The following is a 15703-nucleotide window of genomic DNA, read 5'->3' as shown; positions in this document are numbered from 1 at the left end:
GCCGGTTGGAGGATGCGCGTCCCAGCCTATATGACTGACAACAACGAAGCCGGCCTGTAAAGACCGGCATCCTCCGACATCTGGAAGGTCATCATGAAAAAGATCGGATTTCTGTCCTTCGGCCACTGGACGCCCTCGCCCCAGTCACAAACCCGCTCGGCTGCGGACACGCTGCTGCAATCGATAGACCTCGCCGTCGCCGCGGAAGAGCTCGGTGCCGATGGCGCCTATTTCCGCGTGCACCATTTCGCCCGCCAGCTTGCCTCGCCCTTTCCGCTTCTGGCCGCCGTCGGCGCGCGCACGAAAAACATCGAGATCGGCACCGGCGTCATCGACATGCGTTATGAAAACCCTTTTTACATGGCGGAGGACGCCGGCTCGGCCGACCTCATCGCCGGTGGACGCCTGCAGCTCGGCATCAGCCGCGGCTCGCCGGAACAGGTGATCGATGGCTGGCGTTATTTCGGTTACCGCCCGGCCGAGGGTCAGAGCGAAGAAGACATGGCACGCCAGCATACCGAGGTCTTCCTCGAGCTTTTGAAGGGCGAAGGTTTCGCTGAGCCGAACCCGAGACCGATGTTCCCGAACCCGCCCGGCCTTTTGCGGCTGGAGCCGCATTCCGAAGGGCTGCGCGAGCGCATCTGGTGGGGTTCGAGCTCCAATGCAACGGCGGTCTGGGCGGCAAAGCTTGGCATGAACCTGCAAAGCTCCACCCTGAAGACGGATGAGACGGGCGAGCCTTTCCATATCCAGCAGGCGCAGCAGATTCGCACCTTCCGGGAAGCTTGGAAGGAAGCCGGACATGCCCGCGAGCCGCGTGTATCGGTCAGCCGCAGCATCTTCGCCCTCGTCAACGACCGCGACCGCTCCTATTTCGGTTACGGCAACGAAGGCGATGACAAGATCGGCTATATCGACGACAAGACACGCGCGATCTTCGGGCGCAGCTATGCCGCCGAGCCGGAAAAACTGATCGAACAGCTGAAAGCCGATGAAGCCATCGCCGAGGCCGACACGCTGCTCCTGACAGTACCGAACCAGCTGGGCGTCGATTACAACGCCCATGTGATCGAGACGATCCTCAAGCAGGTCGCCCCGGCGCTCGGCTGGCGCTAAATTTGGAAAAACTGCATCATCCACACTCCGTCACCCCGGACTTGATCCGGCATGACGGAGGACGGGCTTTCCCTCCCTTAAAATCCGGGCTGTATACCGCTGCTCATTTTACCGTCTTGCCATAACGGGCGAAGCTTTCAGTCAAAGGCGTGGTGCTGGCGCCGGGGTGTTCCGGGCGTTTGTAAACGCCGTCCCGCACATGGATCGGCTCTCCGAAATGATCCTTGATCCACGGAATATATTCGAGAATGGTCGAAGCCGGGTGCCAGTAGCTTAGATGCACATGCACCTGGCTCATTTCGCCGGCATGCGGCACCACGGGCAGGCGATGGGCGAGCGCCAGATCGGCGACCTGGATATATTCGGTGATGCCGCCAAGCCGCGTCACGTCGGGCTGGACATAGGCGACCGCGCCGGCATCGATGAATGAGCGGAACGCATCCACCGTGTAGAGTTGCTCCCCGAGCGCGATCGGAATCGACGTGTTACGCGCCAGCCGCGCATGGCTGGTGACGTCATCGTACCACAGCGGTTCCTCGAACCAGTAGATATCCAGATCCTTCGCAGCCGCGCAGAAGCGCTGGCATGTGGGCAAATCCCACTTGCCATTGCCGTCAATGGCGATGCGGATGGACGAACCGACGCGCTTGCGAACAGCGGCAAGCCGGGCAATATCGATATTCGGGTCGTCATGTCCGACCTTGATCTTCAGGCGGGTGAAGCCATCTTCCTCCACCGCCCTTGCGCTGCCCGCGAGCAAATCCTCCAGCTTGAAGGAAAGCCAGCCGATGTCGGTATTATAGGCTTCCACCGCCGTCGTGCGCGCACCGCCAAGATAATGCCAGAGCGGAACACCCGCCTTTTTCGCCTTCAAATCCCAGAGCGCCACATCGATCGCGGCCAGCGCCAGATGCGTGATACCTGCCCGGCCGACCCATTGCAGCGAGGGGTAACGGGCGAGTTTCGTCCAGAGCCTTGAATGCTCGGATGCATCCTCTCCCAGCAGCAAGGGCGCATAACAATCGCTGATGCAGGAGGTGATCAGCCTGTCGGACGGCAGATGCGCATGGGTGCCGGTAAAGCCATAGCCCTCAAGGCCATCGCTCGTGGTGATCTTTGCCCCCACGACACCCCAATGGGTGATGTTGTGGGTGGAGTCGGAAATCGACTCCGAGGTCAGCGGCAGATGCAGGATGAAAGGTTCGACAGCGGTAATTTTCATGATCGGTCATTCCTCGATGCTTGAACGGCTTGCGGGGAGGAAAGGCGGAAGTCCCTTTCTGGCCGGCGCTTCGCCGATTGGCGGATGGAGGCGCGTCATTGTCCCGCACCCAACGACTGCGGGACTTGAACGGTCAGGGGATTGCCGGACTGCCCTCCTCCGGCAACCGGCTTCCGATGGCAGATAGAGCTACCGGAAAAACAGACTTTGTAAAATAAAAAATTTTTTATTTTTAATATTTGGTCATTGCCCATGTCTCAAAGCTGGGCAATGATGCGGCCATGAACTCGCTGGTCAAAGTCACCCTCGCCGAACAGGCGCATCAGGAACTGCGCGCGCGCATCGTCAGCGGCAGATTGCGCGGCGGCGAACGCCTGCTGCCCAATGAGCTTGCCGCCGATCTCGGCATCAGCCCCACGCCGGTCAAGGAAGCCTGCCTGAAACTCGAGGCCGATGGGCTGGTGGTCAATTCCTCCAGGCGCGGCATGGTGGTGCGCGATTTCACCGTGGAGGATGTGGAAGAACTTTACGCCGCCAGAATGCTGCTCGAAAAAGGCGCGGTGGACGTGGCCTTCGATGCCGGGCAACTGGATGGGGCGCTGCACGCGGAGCTTCTGGAAAGCCTTGCGAAACATCGCGAATTCGCCAAAGGCTCGACGCTGGATGAATTATCGAAGGCGCTTTTTTACGATCGCAGCTTCCATGCGAGCCTCGTTTCGGCCGCGCGCATTCCCGTCATTTCCGGCTCGCACGGGCGCATTCTCGACCAGACCCACACGGTTTTCGTCTCGATCCTCGGTGACTACGCCCGCTCGGTCGAGGAGCACCAGAATATCACCGATGCCATCGCCGCTGGCAGCAAGGCCCAGATCATTGACGCCCTGTGGCGGCATCTGGAGCGCAGCCGTCAGAACACGCTGCGCCAGATCCGGCTGCTCAAAGAGGCCGGGGCCTGATCCATTCAGAAGATAAGGGGAGGAACTGACATGCGCGAAAACCTGAGCGTCGCAATTCCAGCGGTGCGAGCCACGGCCGTCCCGTTCCGCATGGGGATTTCGCATCGATGACAGACCGGCTTTCCACTGCAACCCTGCCCCGCCTGCCGCAAACAGTCACAATACCCGCCTATGACCGTGAGAAGATCACGCCGGGCATCGTTCACCTTGGCGTCGGCGCCTTTCACCGGGCACATCAGGCGGTTTTCATCGATGATTGCCTCAATCGCGGCGAGACCCGATGGGGCATCGTGGCCGCATCGCTGCGCAGCCCGGATACGCGCGACGCCATCGAACCGCAGGACAATCTCTACACCTTTTGCCTGCGGGACGGTGAGAGCGAGCGCCTGCGCATCATCGGTTCGATTCTGGAAACCATCGTCGCACCGCAGACCCCTGAACGGCTGGTGGAGCGACTGGCCGATCCGCACGTTCTGATCGTCACCCTCACCGTGACGGAGAAGGGTTATCTGACCAACCTCGCCTCCCGCAGCCTCCTGCGCGAACACCCTGATATCATCCATGACCTCGAAAACCCGGACCGGCCGCGTTCCATCTTTGGCTTCATTCTTGCGGCCACGCGACGCAGGCGCAAAGAGGGTTCTCACCCTCTGACACTCCTGTCCTGCGACAACCTGCCCGCCAACGGCCATGTGCTGCGCAAGCTGCTGCTGGAGTTTGCGGAATTGGCCGACCCGGAACTGGCTTCATTCATCGAAACCAATATTGCCTTCCCCTGCTCGATGGTGGACCGTATCGTTCCCGCCACCACTGACGCGGACCGGGATGCGATCTCGGCCGCGCTCGGCCTCGGCGATGCCTGGCCGGTGGTGGCGGAGCCCTATTTCCGCTTCGTCATCGAGGACCGTTTCCCGCATGGAAGACCGGCGCTGGAGAAATCCGGGGTAGAATTTGTCGGCAATGTCGAGCCGTATGAACATATGAAGCTCAGAATGCTGAACGGTTCCCACAGCGCCATCGCCGCCATCGGCCAGATTGCCGGCCTTGCCACCGTTGCCGATGCCTGGGGTGAAAAGGCCGTGCGCGATTTCATCGACGCCTATTGGCGCGAAGTCGGCCGGACGCTGGACCCCAGCGTCGATGGTGCGGAATTTGCGGCCGGCCTGCGGGAGCGTTTCGCCAATCCCTCGTTGCAGCACAAGACCATGCAGATCGCCTCCGATGCGTCGCAGAAAGTACCGTTGCGCATTCTCGCCCCGTTGCGCGAATTGCTTGCGGAGAAGGCTGAAAACCGGACGGTCATTTTCGCCGTCGCGCTATGGATCAGGTCCTGCGCGGACAAGAATGAAAAGGGGCAGCCGATCACCATTCTCGATCCCGCTTTCAGGGAGTGGGATGCGCCGGATCAACTGGCAATGGCGCCGGATGCGGTTGTCGACCGTTTTCTGACTTTCGAGCGCACATTTGGCAACGACCTGCCTAGGAACGACACCTTCGTTTCCAGTCTAAAATCCGCCTATCATGACGTCCGGGAACATGGCGCGCTCGGCGCCATCGGCAAATTTCTGACGCCCTGAAAAGCGCGCAGGTCGAAAAACTCTCCACCGTCATGCTCGGGCCTGCCCAGAGCATCTAGGAGGTATCAATTTACGATACGTGAGTGGATCCTCGGGACAGGCCCGAGGATGACGTCGCGTTTGAGGATACGCTCGTCGGCAGCCTAAGATCGGAAATCCCAGACCTGCAATACGAGTGCTCGCTGCTCAGGCTGTCGCTGCCAGCCGGGCCGCCTTGCGGCGCTCCACACGGGCGCGGATCGCATCGACATCCGTGATCGGTGTCGCGGCGAAAAGCTGGCGCGTGTAGGGGTGCTTCGGATCGGCGAAGAGTTCCTCGCGCGAGCCCTGCTCGACAGCCTCACCCTTGGAGATGACCAGCACGTCGTCGGCGATGTAGCGCACCACGGAAAGATCGTGGCTGACGAAAACATAGGTCAGCTCGAATTCTTCCTGCAGATCACGCAGCAGGTTCAAGACCTGCGCCTGCACCGAAAGATCGAGTGCCGAGACCGGCTCATCCAACACCAGCAGCGCGGGGTTCAGCATCAACGCGCGCGCGATGGCGATGCGCTGGCGCTGGCCGCCCGAGAACATGTGCGGATAACGGTTGAAATGTTCCGGGCCGAGGCCGACCTTGACCAGCATCGCTTCGGCGCGCTCGCGTCGCTCCGCAGTCGGCATTTTGGTGTTAATGACGAGCGGTTCCATCAGCACGTCGCCCACCTTCTGGCGCGGGTTGAGGCTGCCATAGGGGTTCTGGAACACCATCTGCACCTTGGAGCGCATCTGTGTGTCGGGGCGGCGCCTGGCGATATCGACCGGATTGCCTTCGATCTTGAGCTCACCACCGGATGCCGGGTCGATCAGCGCGATGATGCGGGCAAGCGTCGACTTGCCCGAACCGGACTCGCCGACGATGGCAAGCGTCTTGCCGCGCTCGACGGCAAAATCGATGCCCCTCAGGGCCTGAACCGTTTTCGCGCCGCCGAACAGGCCGCCGGGAACGTGATAATGGCGGGTAATACCCTTGCCTTCGACAACAATACTCATCGAACGCCCTCCTTGCCGAAGAAATCGGAGACCGTGGGCAGACGATCGCCGGTGGCATTTTCCGGCAGGGCCGAAAGCAGTGCCTTGGTATAGGGATGCTGCGGGGCTTCGAAGAGGCTTAAGACATCCGCCTCTTCCATCTTGCGGCCCTTATATTGCACCACGACGCGGTCTGCGGTTTCCGCCACCACGCCCATGTCATGGGTGATGAGGATCAGCGCCATACCGTATTCTTCCTGCAGTTTCATCAGCAGGTCGAGGATCTGCTTCTGGATCGTCACGTCGAGCGCGGTCGTCGGCTCGTCGGCGATCAAAAGGCGCGGCTTGGAGGCAATCGCGATGGCGATCATCACGCGCTGGCACTGGCCGCCCGACATCTGGTGCGGGTATGCCTTGAGCTTGGTTTCGGGATCAGGAATGCCGACAGCCCGGAACAGTTCAAGGGCGCGGGCACGCGCGGCCGCGCCGCTCATGCCGAGATTGAGGCGCAGAACTTCCTCGATCTGGAAACCGACCGTGAAGGACGGATTGAGCGAGGCGACGGGTTCCTGGAAGATCATGGTGATCTCCCGGCCGATCACCCTGCGGCGCTCCTGCGACGACATGTTCAAAAGGTTCTTGCCGTCGAAGGTCATCTCATCGGCGGTGATCGTCGCCGTATCGGGCAGAAGCCCCATGACCGCGAGCATCGATACCGACTTGCCGGAACCGGACTCACCGACGATGGCCAGCACCTCATGCTTGTCGACGGAAACATCGATACCGTCGACAGCCGTGAAGGCGCCGGTGGCGGTGGCGAATTTGACGGTGAGGTTCTTGATTTTCAGCAGGCTCATTGCTCAGCTCCGCTTCAGTTTGGGATCGAGCGCATCGCGCAGGCCGTCACCCATCAGGTTGATGGCGAGCACCGAGATCAGGATCGTCAGGCCGGGAAGAGTGACAACCCACCAGGCGCGCAGGATGAACTCGCGGGCTTCCGCCAGCATCGTGCCCCATTCGGAGGCGGGCGGCTGTGCGCCCATGCCGAGGAAGCCGAGCGCCGCAGCATCGAGAACCGCAGACGAGAAGGACAAGGTTGCCTGAACGATCAGCGGCGCAAGGCAGTTCGGCAGGATGGTCTTGAACATCAGCCGGAAATTGCCGGCCCCCGCCACACGGGCCGCGGTGACGTATTCACGCCTGAGTTCGCTCATCACGGCAGCGCGTGTCAGACGCGCGAAATGCGGCTGGTAGACGATGGCAATCGCGATCATGGCATTGGTGAGACCCGGCCCGAGGACCGCAACCAGCACCAGCGCCAGAAGCAGCGACGGAAACGCCAGAATGACATCCATCACACGCATGATGACGGTGTCCACCCAGCCGCCGAAGAAGCCGGCGACGAGACCGATGACGATGCCGCCGACAAGCGCGATGGAAACGACGACAACGCCGATGAACAGCGAATATTGCGCGCCGTAGATCAGGCGGGACAGCATGTCGCGGCCCACCGCATCGGTGCCGAAGAAGAAGCCGGCGCGGCCGCCTTCCTGCCAGACCGGCGGAACGAGCAGCGCATCGCGATATTGTTGTGTCGGATCATGCGGGGCCAGAATGGGCGCGAAGATCGCCACCAGCACAAGCAGGATGAAGACGGCAAGCCCGATGACGGCGCCGCGGTTCTGGCGGAAATAGAACCAGAAATCGGCAAGCATCCGGCGGCGGATGGCGGCGTCCGAAAGGCGGACGCCGGGAGTGGTGGTCACATCGGTCATTTGTGACGGATCCTCGGATTGATGAGGCCATAGGTCAGATCGACGAGCAGGTTGACGATCATCACCAGACCCGCAATCAGAAGCAGGCCGCTCTGCACGACCGGATAGTCGCGGCGCGAGATGGAATCGATCATCCACTTGCCGATACCCGGCCAGGAAAAGATGGTTTCGGTCAGGATGGCGCCAGCCATCAGCACGCCGATCTGCAGGCCGATGGTGGTGATGACCGGGATCATGGCGTTACGCAGCGCATGAATGCCGACGACGCGGGCGGACGACATGCCCTTGGCGCGCGCGGTCCGCACATAGTCCTCACCCATGACTTCCAGCATGGCCGAACGTGTCTGGCGGGCAATCACGGCCAGCGGAATGGTGGCAAGCACGACCGACGGCAGGATGAGATGCGAAAAGGCCGACACGAAGGCACCCTTTTGGCCCGAAATCAGGCTGTCGATCAGCATGAAACCGGTAACGGAGGGGAAGAAATACATCAGCGAGATGCGGCCCGACACCGGCGTCCATTGCAGGATGCCGGAGAACATGATGATCAGCAGCAGGCCCCACCAGAAGATCGGCATGGAGAAACCGACGAGTGCTGTCGTCATGGAAATCTGGTCGAACCAGGAACCGCGACGAATGGCGGCGATGACGCCGACCGGCACGCCGATCAATGTTGCGATGATGATGGCGACAAGGCCAAGCTCGACCGTCGCGGGAAAAAGCGACAGGAACTCGGTAAGAACGGGTTTTTTGGTGACCAGCGAATTGCCGAGATCGCCCTGAAGCAGCCGTCCGAGGAAATGCAGATATTGCTGCCAGATGGGCTGGCTGAAGCCGAGCTGTTCGGCAAGCTGCGCATGCCGCTCGGGTGAAATGCCGCGTTCGCCCGCCATCAGCAGCACGGGATCTCCCGGCAGGACGCGCACGAAGGAGAAGGCGACAAAGGTGATCCCGAGAAATGTCGGAACGAGATAGAGAAGTTTGCCGAGAATGAACCGGATCATGGTTTTTTCCTGAAAAGACGCGCGGAAGAACAGGGTCCTTCCGCGCGTCCGTTGTTTGGGATTATTCCGCGATGTCGACGTTTTCGAAGGTGAAGTCGCCAAGCGGGCTCATGGTGAAGCCGGAAACCTTGGCGGACATCGGAACGAACTGGGTGGAGTGCGCAAGCGTCGCCCACGGAGCCTGTTCCTTGAAGATCACCTGCGCCTGCTCGTAAAGCTTGGTGCGCTCGGCAACGTCAGTCGCCTGCTTTGCCTTGGAAATCAGCTCGGAGAACTCCTTGTTGCACCACTGTGCACGGTTCGTGCCGCCTTCGCCTGCCGAAGCGCAGGAGAGCAGAACGCCCATGAAGTTATCAGGGTCACCGTTGTCACCGGTCCAGCCGAGGATGACGGCGCCGTCGCGGTTCACTTCGGTCGACTTCTTGAGGTATTCACCCCATTCATAGGAGACGATCTCGGCCTTGACGCCAACCTTGGCGAAATCCGCCTGGATGAGTTCGGCGGTGCGGCGCGCGTTCGGCATGTAAGGACGCTGAACCGGCATCGCCCAGATCTTCATCGACAGATCCTTGACGCCAGCGGCTTCGAGAGCCTTCTTGGCCGCTTCCGGATCGTAGGCATCGTCCTTGATGCTGTCGTTATAGGACCACATGGTCGGCGGGATCGGGTTCTTGGCAACCTGGCCGGCGCCCTGGAACACGGCGTCGATGATCGCCTGCTTGTTCATCGCCATGTTCAACGCCTTGCGGACTTCCGGCTTGTCGAAAGGCGCAACGGTCGTGTTGTAGGCGAAGTAGGCGACGTTCAGACCCGACTGTTCATCGAGCTTGAGGTTGGAATCGGCGCGGATGGCGGCAAGGTCGGCCGGTGCCGGATAAGGCATCAGGTGGCATTCGCCGGCCTTCAGCTTCTGCAGACGAACGGCGGCATCCGGCGTGATCGCGAAGATCAGGTCGTCGATCTTCGGTGCTTCACCCCAGTAGTCGGCATTCTTCTGGTAGCGGATGACCGCGTCCTTCTGATAGGCGACGAACTTGAACGGGCCCGTGCCGATCGGCAGGTTGTTGAAGTCCTCCTTGGTGCCGGCCTTTTCCAGCGTATCGGCATATTCCTTCGACACGATGGAGGCGAAAGGCATGGCGATATTGGCGAGGAACGGCGCTTCCGGACGCGTCAGCACGAACTTGACGGTGTAATCGTCGACCTTGACGATTTCCTTGATCAGCGACGGCATTTCCATGGAGTTGAAATATTCGTAGGTGATGCCTGCGATATACTGGTTCCACGGGTTCTTCGCATCGCGCTGACGGTCGTAGCTGAAGATCACGTCATCGGCGTTGAATTCGCGGCTCGGCGTGAACTTGTCGTTGGAGTGCCACTTCACGCCCTTGCGCAGGTGGAAGGTATATTCCAGGCCGTCGCCCGAAACTTCCCATTTTTCGGCAAGGCCGGGCTCAACTTCGGTCGTGCCCTTCTTGAACTCGGTCAGGCGGTTGTAGACCGGATGCGCGGAAGCGTCGAAGGTGCCGCCAGCGGTATAAGGCGACGGATCGAAGCCTTCCGGCGATGCCTCGGAGCAATAAACGAAAGTCTTCGCCATGGCGGGCATGGCGGAAGTGATCGCAATCGCAGAGGCGATAAGCAAACTGCGGGTCAGCGTTTTCATCTGGTGGTCCTTTCCCTCTTTTTCTGAGTTCCTGCGGCCCCGTCCGGGGGCCTACCTCTTCTGGTCAGCGACGACGCGGGAGCCCCATGTCGTCGTTCGGTCTTTTGCCTCCCGACCAATTACCCGGCGACCGGCTGAAACAGCCGGTCGAGGTTCTTCTCCGGTGGGCAGAACCAGCGCGGCCCCGCCTCCGTCATATAGGCTATATCCTCGAGACGGACGCCGCATTCGCCATAAACGCACAGCATCGGCTCGATGGAAAAACACATGCCCGGCTCAAGCGCCGTGGCATTTCCTGCAACGATATAGGGTTCTTCGTGAATATCCAGCCCAAGCCCGTGGCCGGTGCGGTGCGGCAGGCCGGGAAGCTGATAATCCGGGCCGAAACCGGCCGCTTTCAGGCTGTCGCGCGCGGCCCTGTCCACATCCGAGCAGGCAGCACCGACTTTGGCTGCGGCAAAGGCCGCCGCCTGCGCGTCGCGCTCGGCGTTCCAGAGGAAACGCTGCCGTTCCGTCGGTTTGCCGAAGACATAGGTGCGGGTGATATCGGAACGATAACCGTGAAGAATGCCACCGAGATCGACCAGCACCATATCGCCGTCGTTCAGCGTCTGCGCATAGGGCACGCCATGCGGATAGGCCGTCGCCTCGCCGAACTGCACCGCCACGAAAAGCGGCTTCAGGCCAAGGGCAATATGGGCGGCGTTGACGAAATCGGCGACTTCCGTGGTGGAAACGCCGGGACGCAGCCCTTCGAACACGGCCTTCTGCACGCCGTAACTCGCATCCATCGCCGTCTGGATGATGGCGATCTCGGCTGCGGATTTGACCTGCCGCTGGGCGACGATCATCGGCTGGGCGGAAATGATGCGGCCTTCAAGGCGCTGCATGAGGGCGGATGCGAAGACAAAGGGGGTGGCGGGATCGATGGCGACAAGATCGCCGGGACAGGCCAGCGCCTCGATGCGCCTCGCCATCAGATCGAACGGACTTTCATCCTCTTCCCAGACGGCGACCTCACCCGCAATGCGGATGAGCGTCTGAAGCTTCGGTTCCTCGAAGGTCGGGCTGACATAGACCGGCACGCCTTCCGCCGGCACCAGGGCGCCGTGGATGCGCTCGGAAAGGCCAAGCGACAGGCCGGTATAATAGGTCAGCGACGATGATGCATCGAGCCAGACCGCCTTGATGTTTTGCTGGATCATCCGCGCCTGCAGGCCGCGTAGTCGCAACCTGAGCTCGTCTTCAGCGATCGATGAAACCGCGATCGGCTGAAACCGCTTCAGCGCCTCTTGAAAGTCTGCCATTCTCTCCCCGCCGCTTTCGGGCCACAGACACAAGCGTGCCGGCAACCTCCCAAGCGTTCTTTTGCCCATGCTTAAACACAGGGCGGGGGCTAAGCAATGGCCCGGCAGGGCACGTCACCACAAAACTGTGCAAATTTATCTAGACATAACGAAAATGTGATCGGCGCACGCCTGATTTCAACACTCGTCGCCTTGACGCAGAAATTCAAAATCCCCCGGAAATCCAAGGGGAGACTGCGAACTGCCTCCGGCCCCGAGCCGGTGCGCCGGAAGTCGACGGCCAGAAATATTCAAGGAAAAGACGCCCGGAAAAGGAAAAAGCCTGCCGCGGGAGGAGGTGCGGCAGGCTTCAAACTTGATCGGTGATTGGGAGGAGGAGTACCACCGATCCACATCGAGCGACGCTGGGAGGAGGAGTGCGTCGCTTCGATGATTTGAATATAGCGGTATCCGTGATTTTTAACAGAGCAAGTCTCGCAATGCAGCATTGCATTTCTGCATAGCTCGAAAATTCCTGCCCGGTTTTTCAGCACTCCCCAAAAACGCGGAAAATCAGCTTTCCCGATAGACCTGGAAACCGGCGAAGGACTGGTTGACCGGCATGAGTTCGAGGCTGTTGATGTTGATATGTTTGGGCTGCGAGGCGACCCAATAGATCGTATTGGCGATATCGTCGGCCGTGATCGGATTGACGCCCTTGTAGAGATTGTCCGAGGCTTCCTGATTGCCGCCGGTGCGCACCAGCGTGAATTCCGTTTCGCACATGCCGGGCTCAATGGACGTCACCCGCACGCCCTTGCCGTGCAGGTCGGAACGCAGGCCGAGCGAGAACTGGCGCAGGAAGGCCTTGGTGCCGCCATACACATTGCCGCCCGTATAGGGGTAGTGCGCGGCAACGGATGCGAGATTGACGACGATCCCCTTGCGTTCGATCAGTGTCGGCAAAAGATGGTGGGTGATGTTGAGGAGACCGGTAATGTTGGTGTCCACCATGGTCTGCCAGTCCTTCAGCGCCACCTGCGGTGCGGGCGCGGTACCCAGCGCGAGACCGGCATTGTTGACGAGAATGTCGATCTCCCTGAAATCATCAGGCAAAGCCGCCAGCGCCTTTTCGGTCGCGTCCTCGTCGGTGATGTCGAAGGCGAGACCATGAAAGACGGAACCGAGTTCGGCCGCCAGTGCTTCCAGCCGTTCCGCCCGCCGGCCCGTGCCGATGACCTTCCAGCCCTCCTTGGCGAAGCGCCGCACTGTCGCCTGCCCGAAACCGGATGTCGCTCCGGTGATGAGGATGGTTCCGCTCATGATGATGCCTCCACTAAAGTCGTTTTTTCAGGGTCAATCGGTGTCAGTAATTTTTCGGCCGCTGCAGCGAGACAGCGCTTGTAGGCGTCGAGATCCGTATACAAAGCCTCTTCGGGAGCGTCGCCAACGATAATGACGCCGCCGCGCCGCAAAATCCCGCCATGCAGCATGAGATTGTCGACCATATCGAAATTCTCGATCGACAGCCCGTCCGGCCCGCGATAACGGCCCGTTTCATCCAGTGTGGCGACGCCGTCGTAATGCGCCTTGATGCGGGTGAAGTGATTGGCCGCGACATTGGTATAGGCAAAAACCGGTTTGCCCAGTGCGCACATGAAGCCCAGCTCATAGCTGGTTCCCGTATCGGCCGCGATGCCCCGGAACGGCGTGAGGTTGGCAATGATCGCATCCGCTTCCAGCATCATCCGCTCATCGACTTCATTGATGTTGCAGCCATGACCGACCCTGGTGTCGGCCGGCGGAATCTGCAGATCGCCCGGCGAAAGCGGTGTGAAACCGGCTTCCCGCGCCAGCGAGGCCTTGAGGTCGAGCATTTCGCGCGCGTTCGGGAGGAAGACTTCCGGTCCGGCGAGATAGATTTTCTTTGTCATCGGGAATTCATGCGATTTGTCAGAAAAGGATTTCCTGACCCTAACCCGGAGACTTTCGCAAAGGCAAGTGCCAAGAGCCGGCGCAGAGGAGCGTGGAGCCACCCGATAAAACGGTATCGTCCCGCCGCTCTTTCCGTTATAGCCGGAGCAAGAAACCGGAATTTCTGGAGCAGGACATGGCAGCACCCATCCGTTACCACGAAGGCGATATTTCCGCCGAAGATGCCGCGCGTTACACCGGCGCCATCGCAATCGATACGGAAACGCTGGGACTGGTGCCGCGCCGCGACCGCCTCTGTGTCGTTCAGCTGTCGCCGGGCGACGGCACGGCGGACGTCATTCGTATCGCGGCCGGCCAGAGGCAAGCGCCGAACCTCGTGCGGATGCTTGCCGACCCCGCACACCAGAAGATTTTCCACTATGGCCGTTTCGATATCGCCGTTCTGTTCCACACCTTCGGCGTGACGACCACGCCGGTCTTCTGCACCAAGATCGCCTCGCGTCTGACCCGCACCTATACGGACCGCCACGGGCTGAAGGATAACCTCAAGGAAATGCTGGAAGTCGATATTTCCAAGGCCCAGCAATCTTCCGACTGGGCGGCCGAGACCCTGTCGCCGGCGCAGCTCGAATATGCCGCTTCCGACGTGCTGCACCTGCACGCGCTACGCGACAAGCTGACAGGTCGTCTCGTGCGTGACGGCCGCCTCGACCATGCCGACGCCTGTTTCGCCTTTCTGCCGACCCGCGCGAAGCTCGATCTCCTCGGCTGGGAAGAAACCGATATTTTCGCCCATAGCTGAGCGAGCCCGCATCTGGTTTAAGCACTGATTTACCGAAATTGCCTATTCTCGGCCGCAACTTTGGGCGGCCGGGGACTTTGAAGGATGATCACTCCGTTACAGCAGACGGCGGGCATTGCAGTCAGCGACCTCATGCGCTCGATGGTCGAAACCATCGAGGAACGCCAGCGCGAAGAGCAGGAAAAGGCGAACGGCACCAAAAAGGACGATGCGGTCAAGACGAACCCGCAGCCGGACGAAAGCCATCGCGCCGCCAACGAGAAGATAAGCGCCTATCTCTTCGGCGTCATGAAGCCGGATGCCGATGCCTTCGCCTCGCTTGTCTCCCGTTTCTCCTCCGCGCTGGGCATCACACAGGAAAAGGACGAATCGAGCTTTTCCTTCGCGCGAAGACTTCAGGATGCGCTGACCCTGACCGACAGCTTCGAAAAAACCGATGCGCAGGGGAAAGCCACGAAGATTTCCCTGAAATCCTTCGGTGTTTCGGAGGCTGAGGTCGTGGACGTGCTGAACAATGGCATCAACACCAAAACCGATCCGATGGCCGCCCTTGCCGCCCGCATCGCGAAGGGCGCGGGCCTCACAGGCACAGAGGAGGATTTCGGCGAGCAAATGTCGAAAGCCATCATGACCGTGCGCGCGACCCTGCCGAAAAGCGTCGGCGATCTGGAAGAATCGACCGGGCTCAAACAACTCGGCGTCTCCGCCCGTCAGATGATCTCCGCCATCGCCAACCCCTATGGCGATGAGGCGCGCGCCGTGAAGCAGGCCTTGGACGAACAGGCGCAGGGCACCCGCTTCATGACGCGCGAAACCCTGAAGGTCATTCAGCGTCTCGAAGATGTCGCCGATCCCAAAACCAAGGAAGAGCTGCAGGCCGAACGCGGCAAAGATCGCATTGGCGAAATCAACGATGCAGAAGTGAAGGCCGAGCGGGAACAGGATATCCAGGCGCGCGATGCGCAGGGCAAGCTTGAAGACGTGCAGGAACTCCAGGACGTCGTGAAGGAGCATATCGATGCTTCCGGCGAGGAAAAAACGGAAGGCGCCGACCCGCAGGTGCCGGCCGACATATCATCGGAAACGGCCCTGATCTCCGTGCTGGCGGCCGTGCCTGCCGAGCAAGCCGCCCCGGCGGAAAACGAAAATGAACCTGCGGAGACAGACGCAGCCACCAATCCGGCCGATGCGGAAGACGACGCCGAAAAATTGCTCGATGCACAGGCCCTTGTCGAAGAGACCCGCAATGCCATTCTGCCGATCTCGATCGACGACAATGGCCTTTATGAACTGCTGAAGAAAAAGGCGGCATGATTGCCGCTTCCGATCGTCACTTGAGCGAAACATGATGTG

The 15703-nt window shown here is 60.5% G+C and carries 14 protein-coding genes; 5 read left to right on the top strand and 9 right to left on the bottom strand.

Annotated features, from left to right (window positions below):
• The first annotated feature begins 93 nt into the window (after positions 1 to 93).
• Entirely contained in the window at positions 94 to 1116 is a 1023-nt protein-coding gene (locus AC5YUO_RS21070; protein WP_496155056.1) for an LLM class flavin-dependent oxidoreductase, read from the top strand.
• Between the two features lie 103 nt (positions 1117 to 1219).
• On the opposite strand, the gene AC5YUO_RS21065 is transcribed toward AC5YUO_RS21070, so the two are convergent.
• Positions 1220 to 2338, bottom strand: coding sequence for a mandelate racemase/muconate lactonizing enzyme family protein (locus AC5YUO_RS21065; protein ID WP_496155055.1), 1119 nt, complete (start codon positions 2336 to 2338; stop codon positions 1220 to 1222).
• A 281-nt stretch (positions 2339 to 2619) separates the two neighbouring features.
• On the opposite strand from AC5YUO_RS21065, the gene AC5YUO_RS21060 reads away from it, so the two are divergent.
• Both AC5YUO_RS21060 and AC5YUO_RS21055 read left to right on the top strand, forming a co-directional pair.
• Positions 2620 to 3294, top strand: coding sequence for a GntR family transcriptional regulator (locus tag AC5YUO_RS21060; protein ID WP_496155054.1), 675 nt, complete (start codon positions 2620 to 2622; stop codon positions 3292 to 3294).
• A 107-nt stretch (positions 3295 to 3401) separates the two neighbouring features.
• A complete protein-coding gene (locus tag AC5YUO_RS21055) occupies positions 3402 to 4871 on the top strand; it encodes a mannitol dehydrogenase family protein (RefSeq protein WP_496155053.1) in 1470 nt (489 codons plus the stop codon).
• Positions 4872 to 5057: 186 nt separating this feature from the next.
• Here AC5YUO_RS21055 and AC5YUO_RS21050 read toward each other — a convergent pair whose 3' ends face one another.
• From AC5YUO_RS21050 to AC5YUO_RS21015, 8 genes are all read right to left on the bottom strand, one after another.
• A complete protein-coding gene (locus AC5YUO_RS21050) occupies positions 5058 to 5903 on the bottom strand; it encodes an ATP-binding cassette domain-containing protein (protein ID WP_496155052.1) in 846 nt (281 codons plus the stop codon).
• Complete coding sequence (locus tag AC5YUO_RS21045; protein WP_496155051.1) at positions 5900 to 6739, bottom strand: ABC transporter ATP-binding protein; 840 nt, start codon at positions 6737 to 6739, stop codon at positions 5900 to 5902. The genes AC5YUO_RS21050 and AC5YUO_RS21045 overlap by 4 nt, the downstream gene beginning before the upstream one ends.
• A 3-nt stretch (positions 6740 to 6742) precedes the next feature.
• A complete protein-coding gene (locus tag AC5YUO_RS21040; RefSeq protein WP_080819996.1) occupies positions 6743 to 7657 on the bottom strand; it encodes an ABC transporter permease subunit in 915 nt (304 codons plus the stop codon).
• Positions 7654 to 8661, bottom strand: coding sequence for an ABC transporter permease subunit (locus AC5YUO_RS21035; protein WP_400819225.1), 1008 nt, complete (start codon positions 8659 to 8661; stop codon positions 7654 to 7656). The genes AC5YUO_RS21040 and AC5YUO_RS21035 overlap by 4 nt, the downstream gene beginning before the upstream one ends.
• Before the next feature lie 61 nt (positions 8662 to 8722).
• The gene (locus AC5YUO_RS21030) at positions 8723 to 10327 is read right to left on the bottom strand and encodes an ABC transporter substrate-binding protein (RefSeq protein ID WP_496155050.1); all 1605 of its coding nucleotides are present in this window, start codon (positions 10325 to 10327) and stop codon (positions 8723 to 8725) included.
• A 119-nt stretch (positions 10328 to 10446) separates the two neighbouring features.
• Positions 10447 to 11634 (bottom strand): M24 family metallopeptidase, encoded by a 1188-nt coding sequence (locus tag AC5YUO_RS21025; RefSeq protein WP_496155049.1) that lies wholly within the window; start codon positions 11632 to 11634, stop codon positions 10447 to 10449.
• Between the two features lie 552 nt (positions 11635 to 12186).
• Positions 12187 to 12936, bottom strand: coding sequence for an SDR family oxidoreductase (locus tag AC5YUO_RS21020; protein ID WP_496155048.1), 750 nt, complete (start codon positions 12934 to 12936; stop codon positions 12187 to 12189).
• Entirely contained in the window at positions 12933 to 13547 is a 615-nt protein-coding gene (locus AC5YUO_RS21015; protein WP_496155047.1) for a nucleoside 2-deoxyribosyltransferase, read from the bottom strand. The genes AC5YUO_RS21020 and AC5YUO_RS21015 overlap by 4 nt, the downstream gene beginning before the upstream one ends.
• A gap of 176 nt (positions 13548 to 13723) precedes the next feature.
• On the opposite strand from AC5YUO_RS21015, the gene AC5YUO_RS21010 reads away from it, so the two are divergent.
• Both AC5YUO_RS21010 and AC5YUO_RS21005 read left to right on the top strand, forming a co-directional pair.
• Positions 13724 to 14350, top strand: coding sequence for a ribonuclease D (locus AC5YUO_RS21010; RefSeq protein ID WP_496155046.1), 627 nt, complete (start codon positions 13724 to 13726; stop codon positions 14348 to 14350).
• Between the two features lie 84 nt (positions 14351 to 14434).
• Positions 14435 to 15664, top strand: a complete 1230-nt coding sequence (locus AC5YUO_RS21005) for a hypothetical protein (RefSeq protein WP_496155045.1) — start codon at positions 14435 to 14437, stop codon at positions 15662 to 15664.
• Positions 15665 to 15703 lie beyond the last annotated feature (39 nt).

The sequence above is a fragment of the Agrobacterium sp. LEGMi-208b genome, from assembly GCF_059511785.1.
Note: the sequence above shows the minus strand (reverse complement) of the source record. Positions and strands in the feature narration are given on the sequence as shown.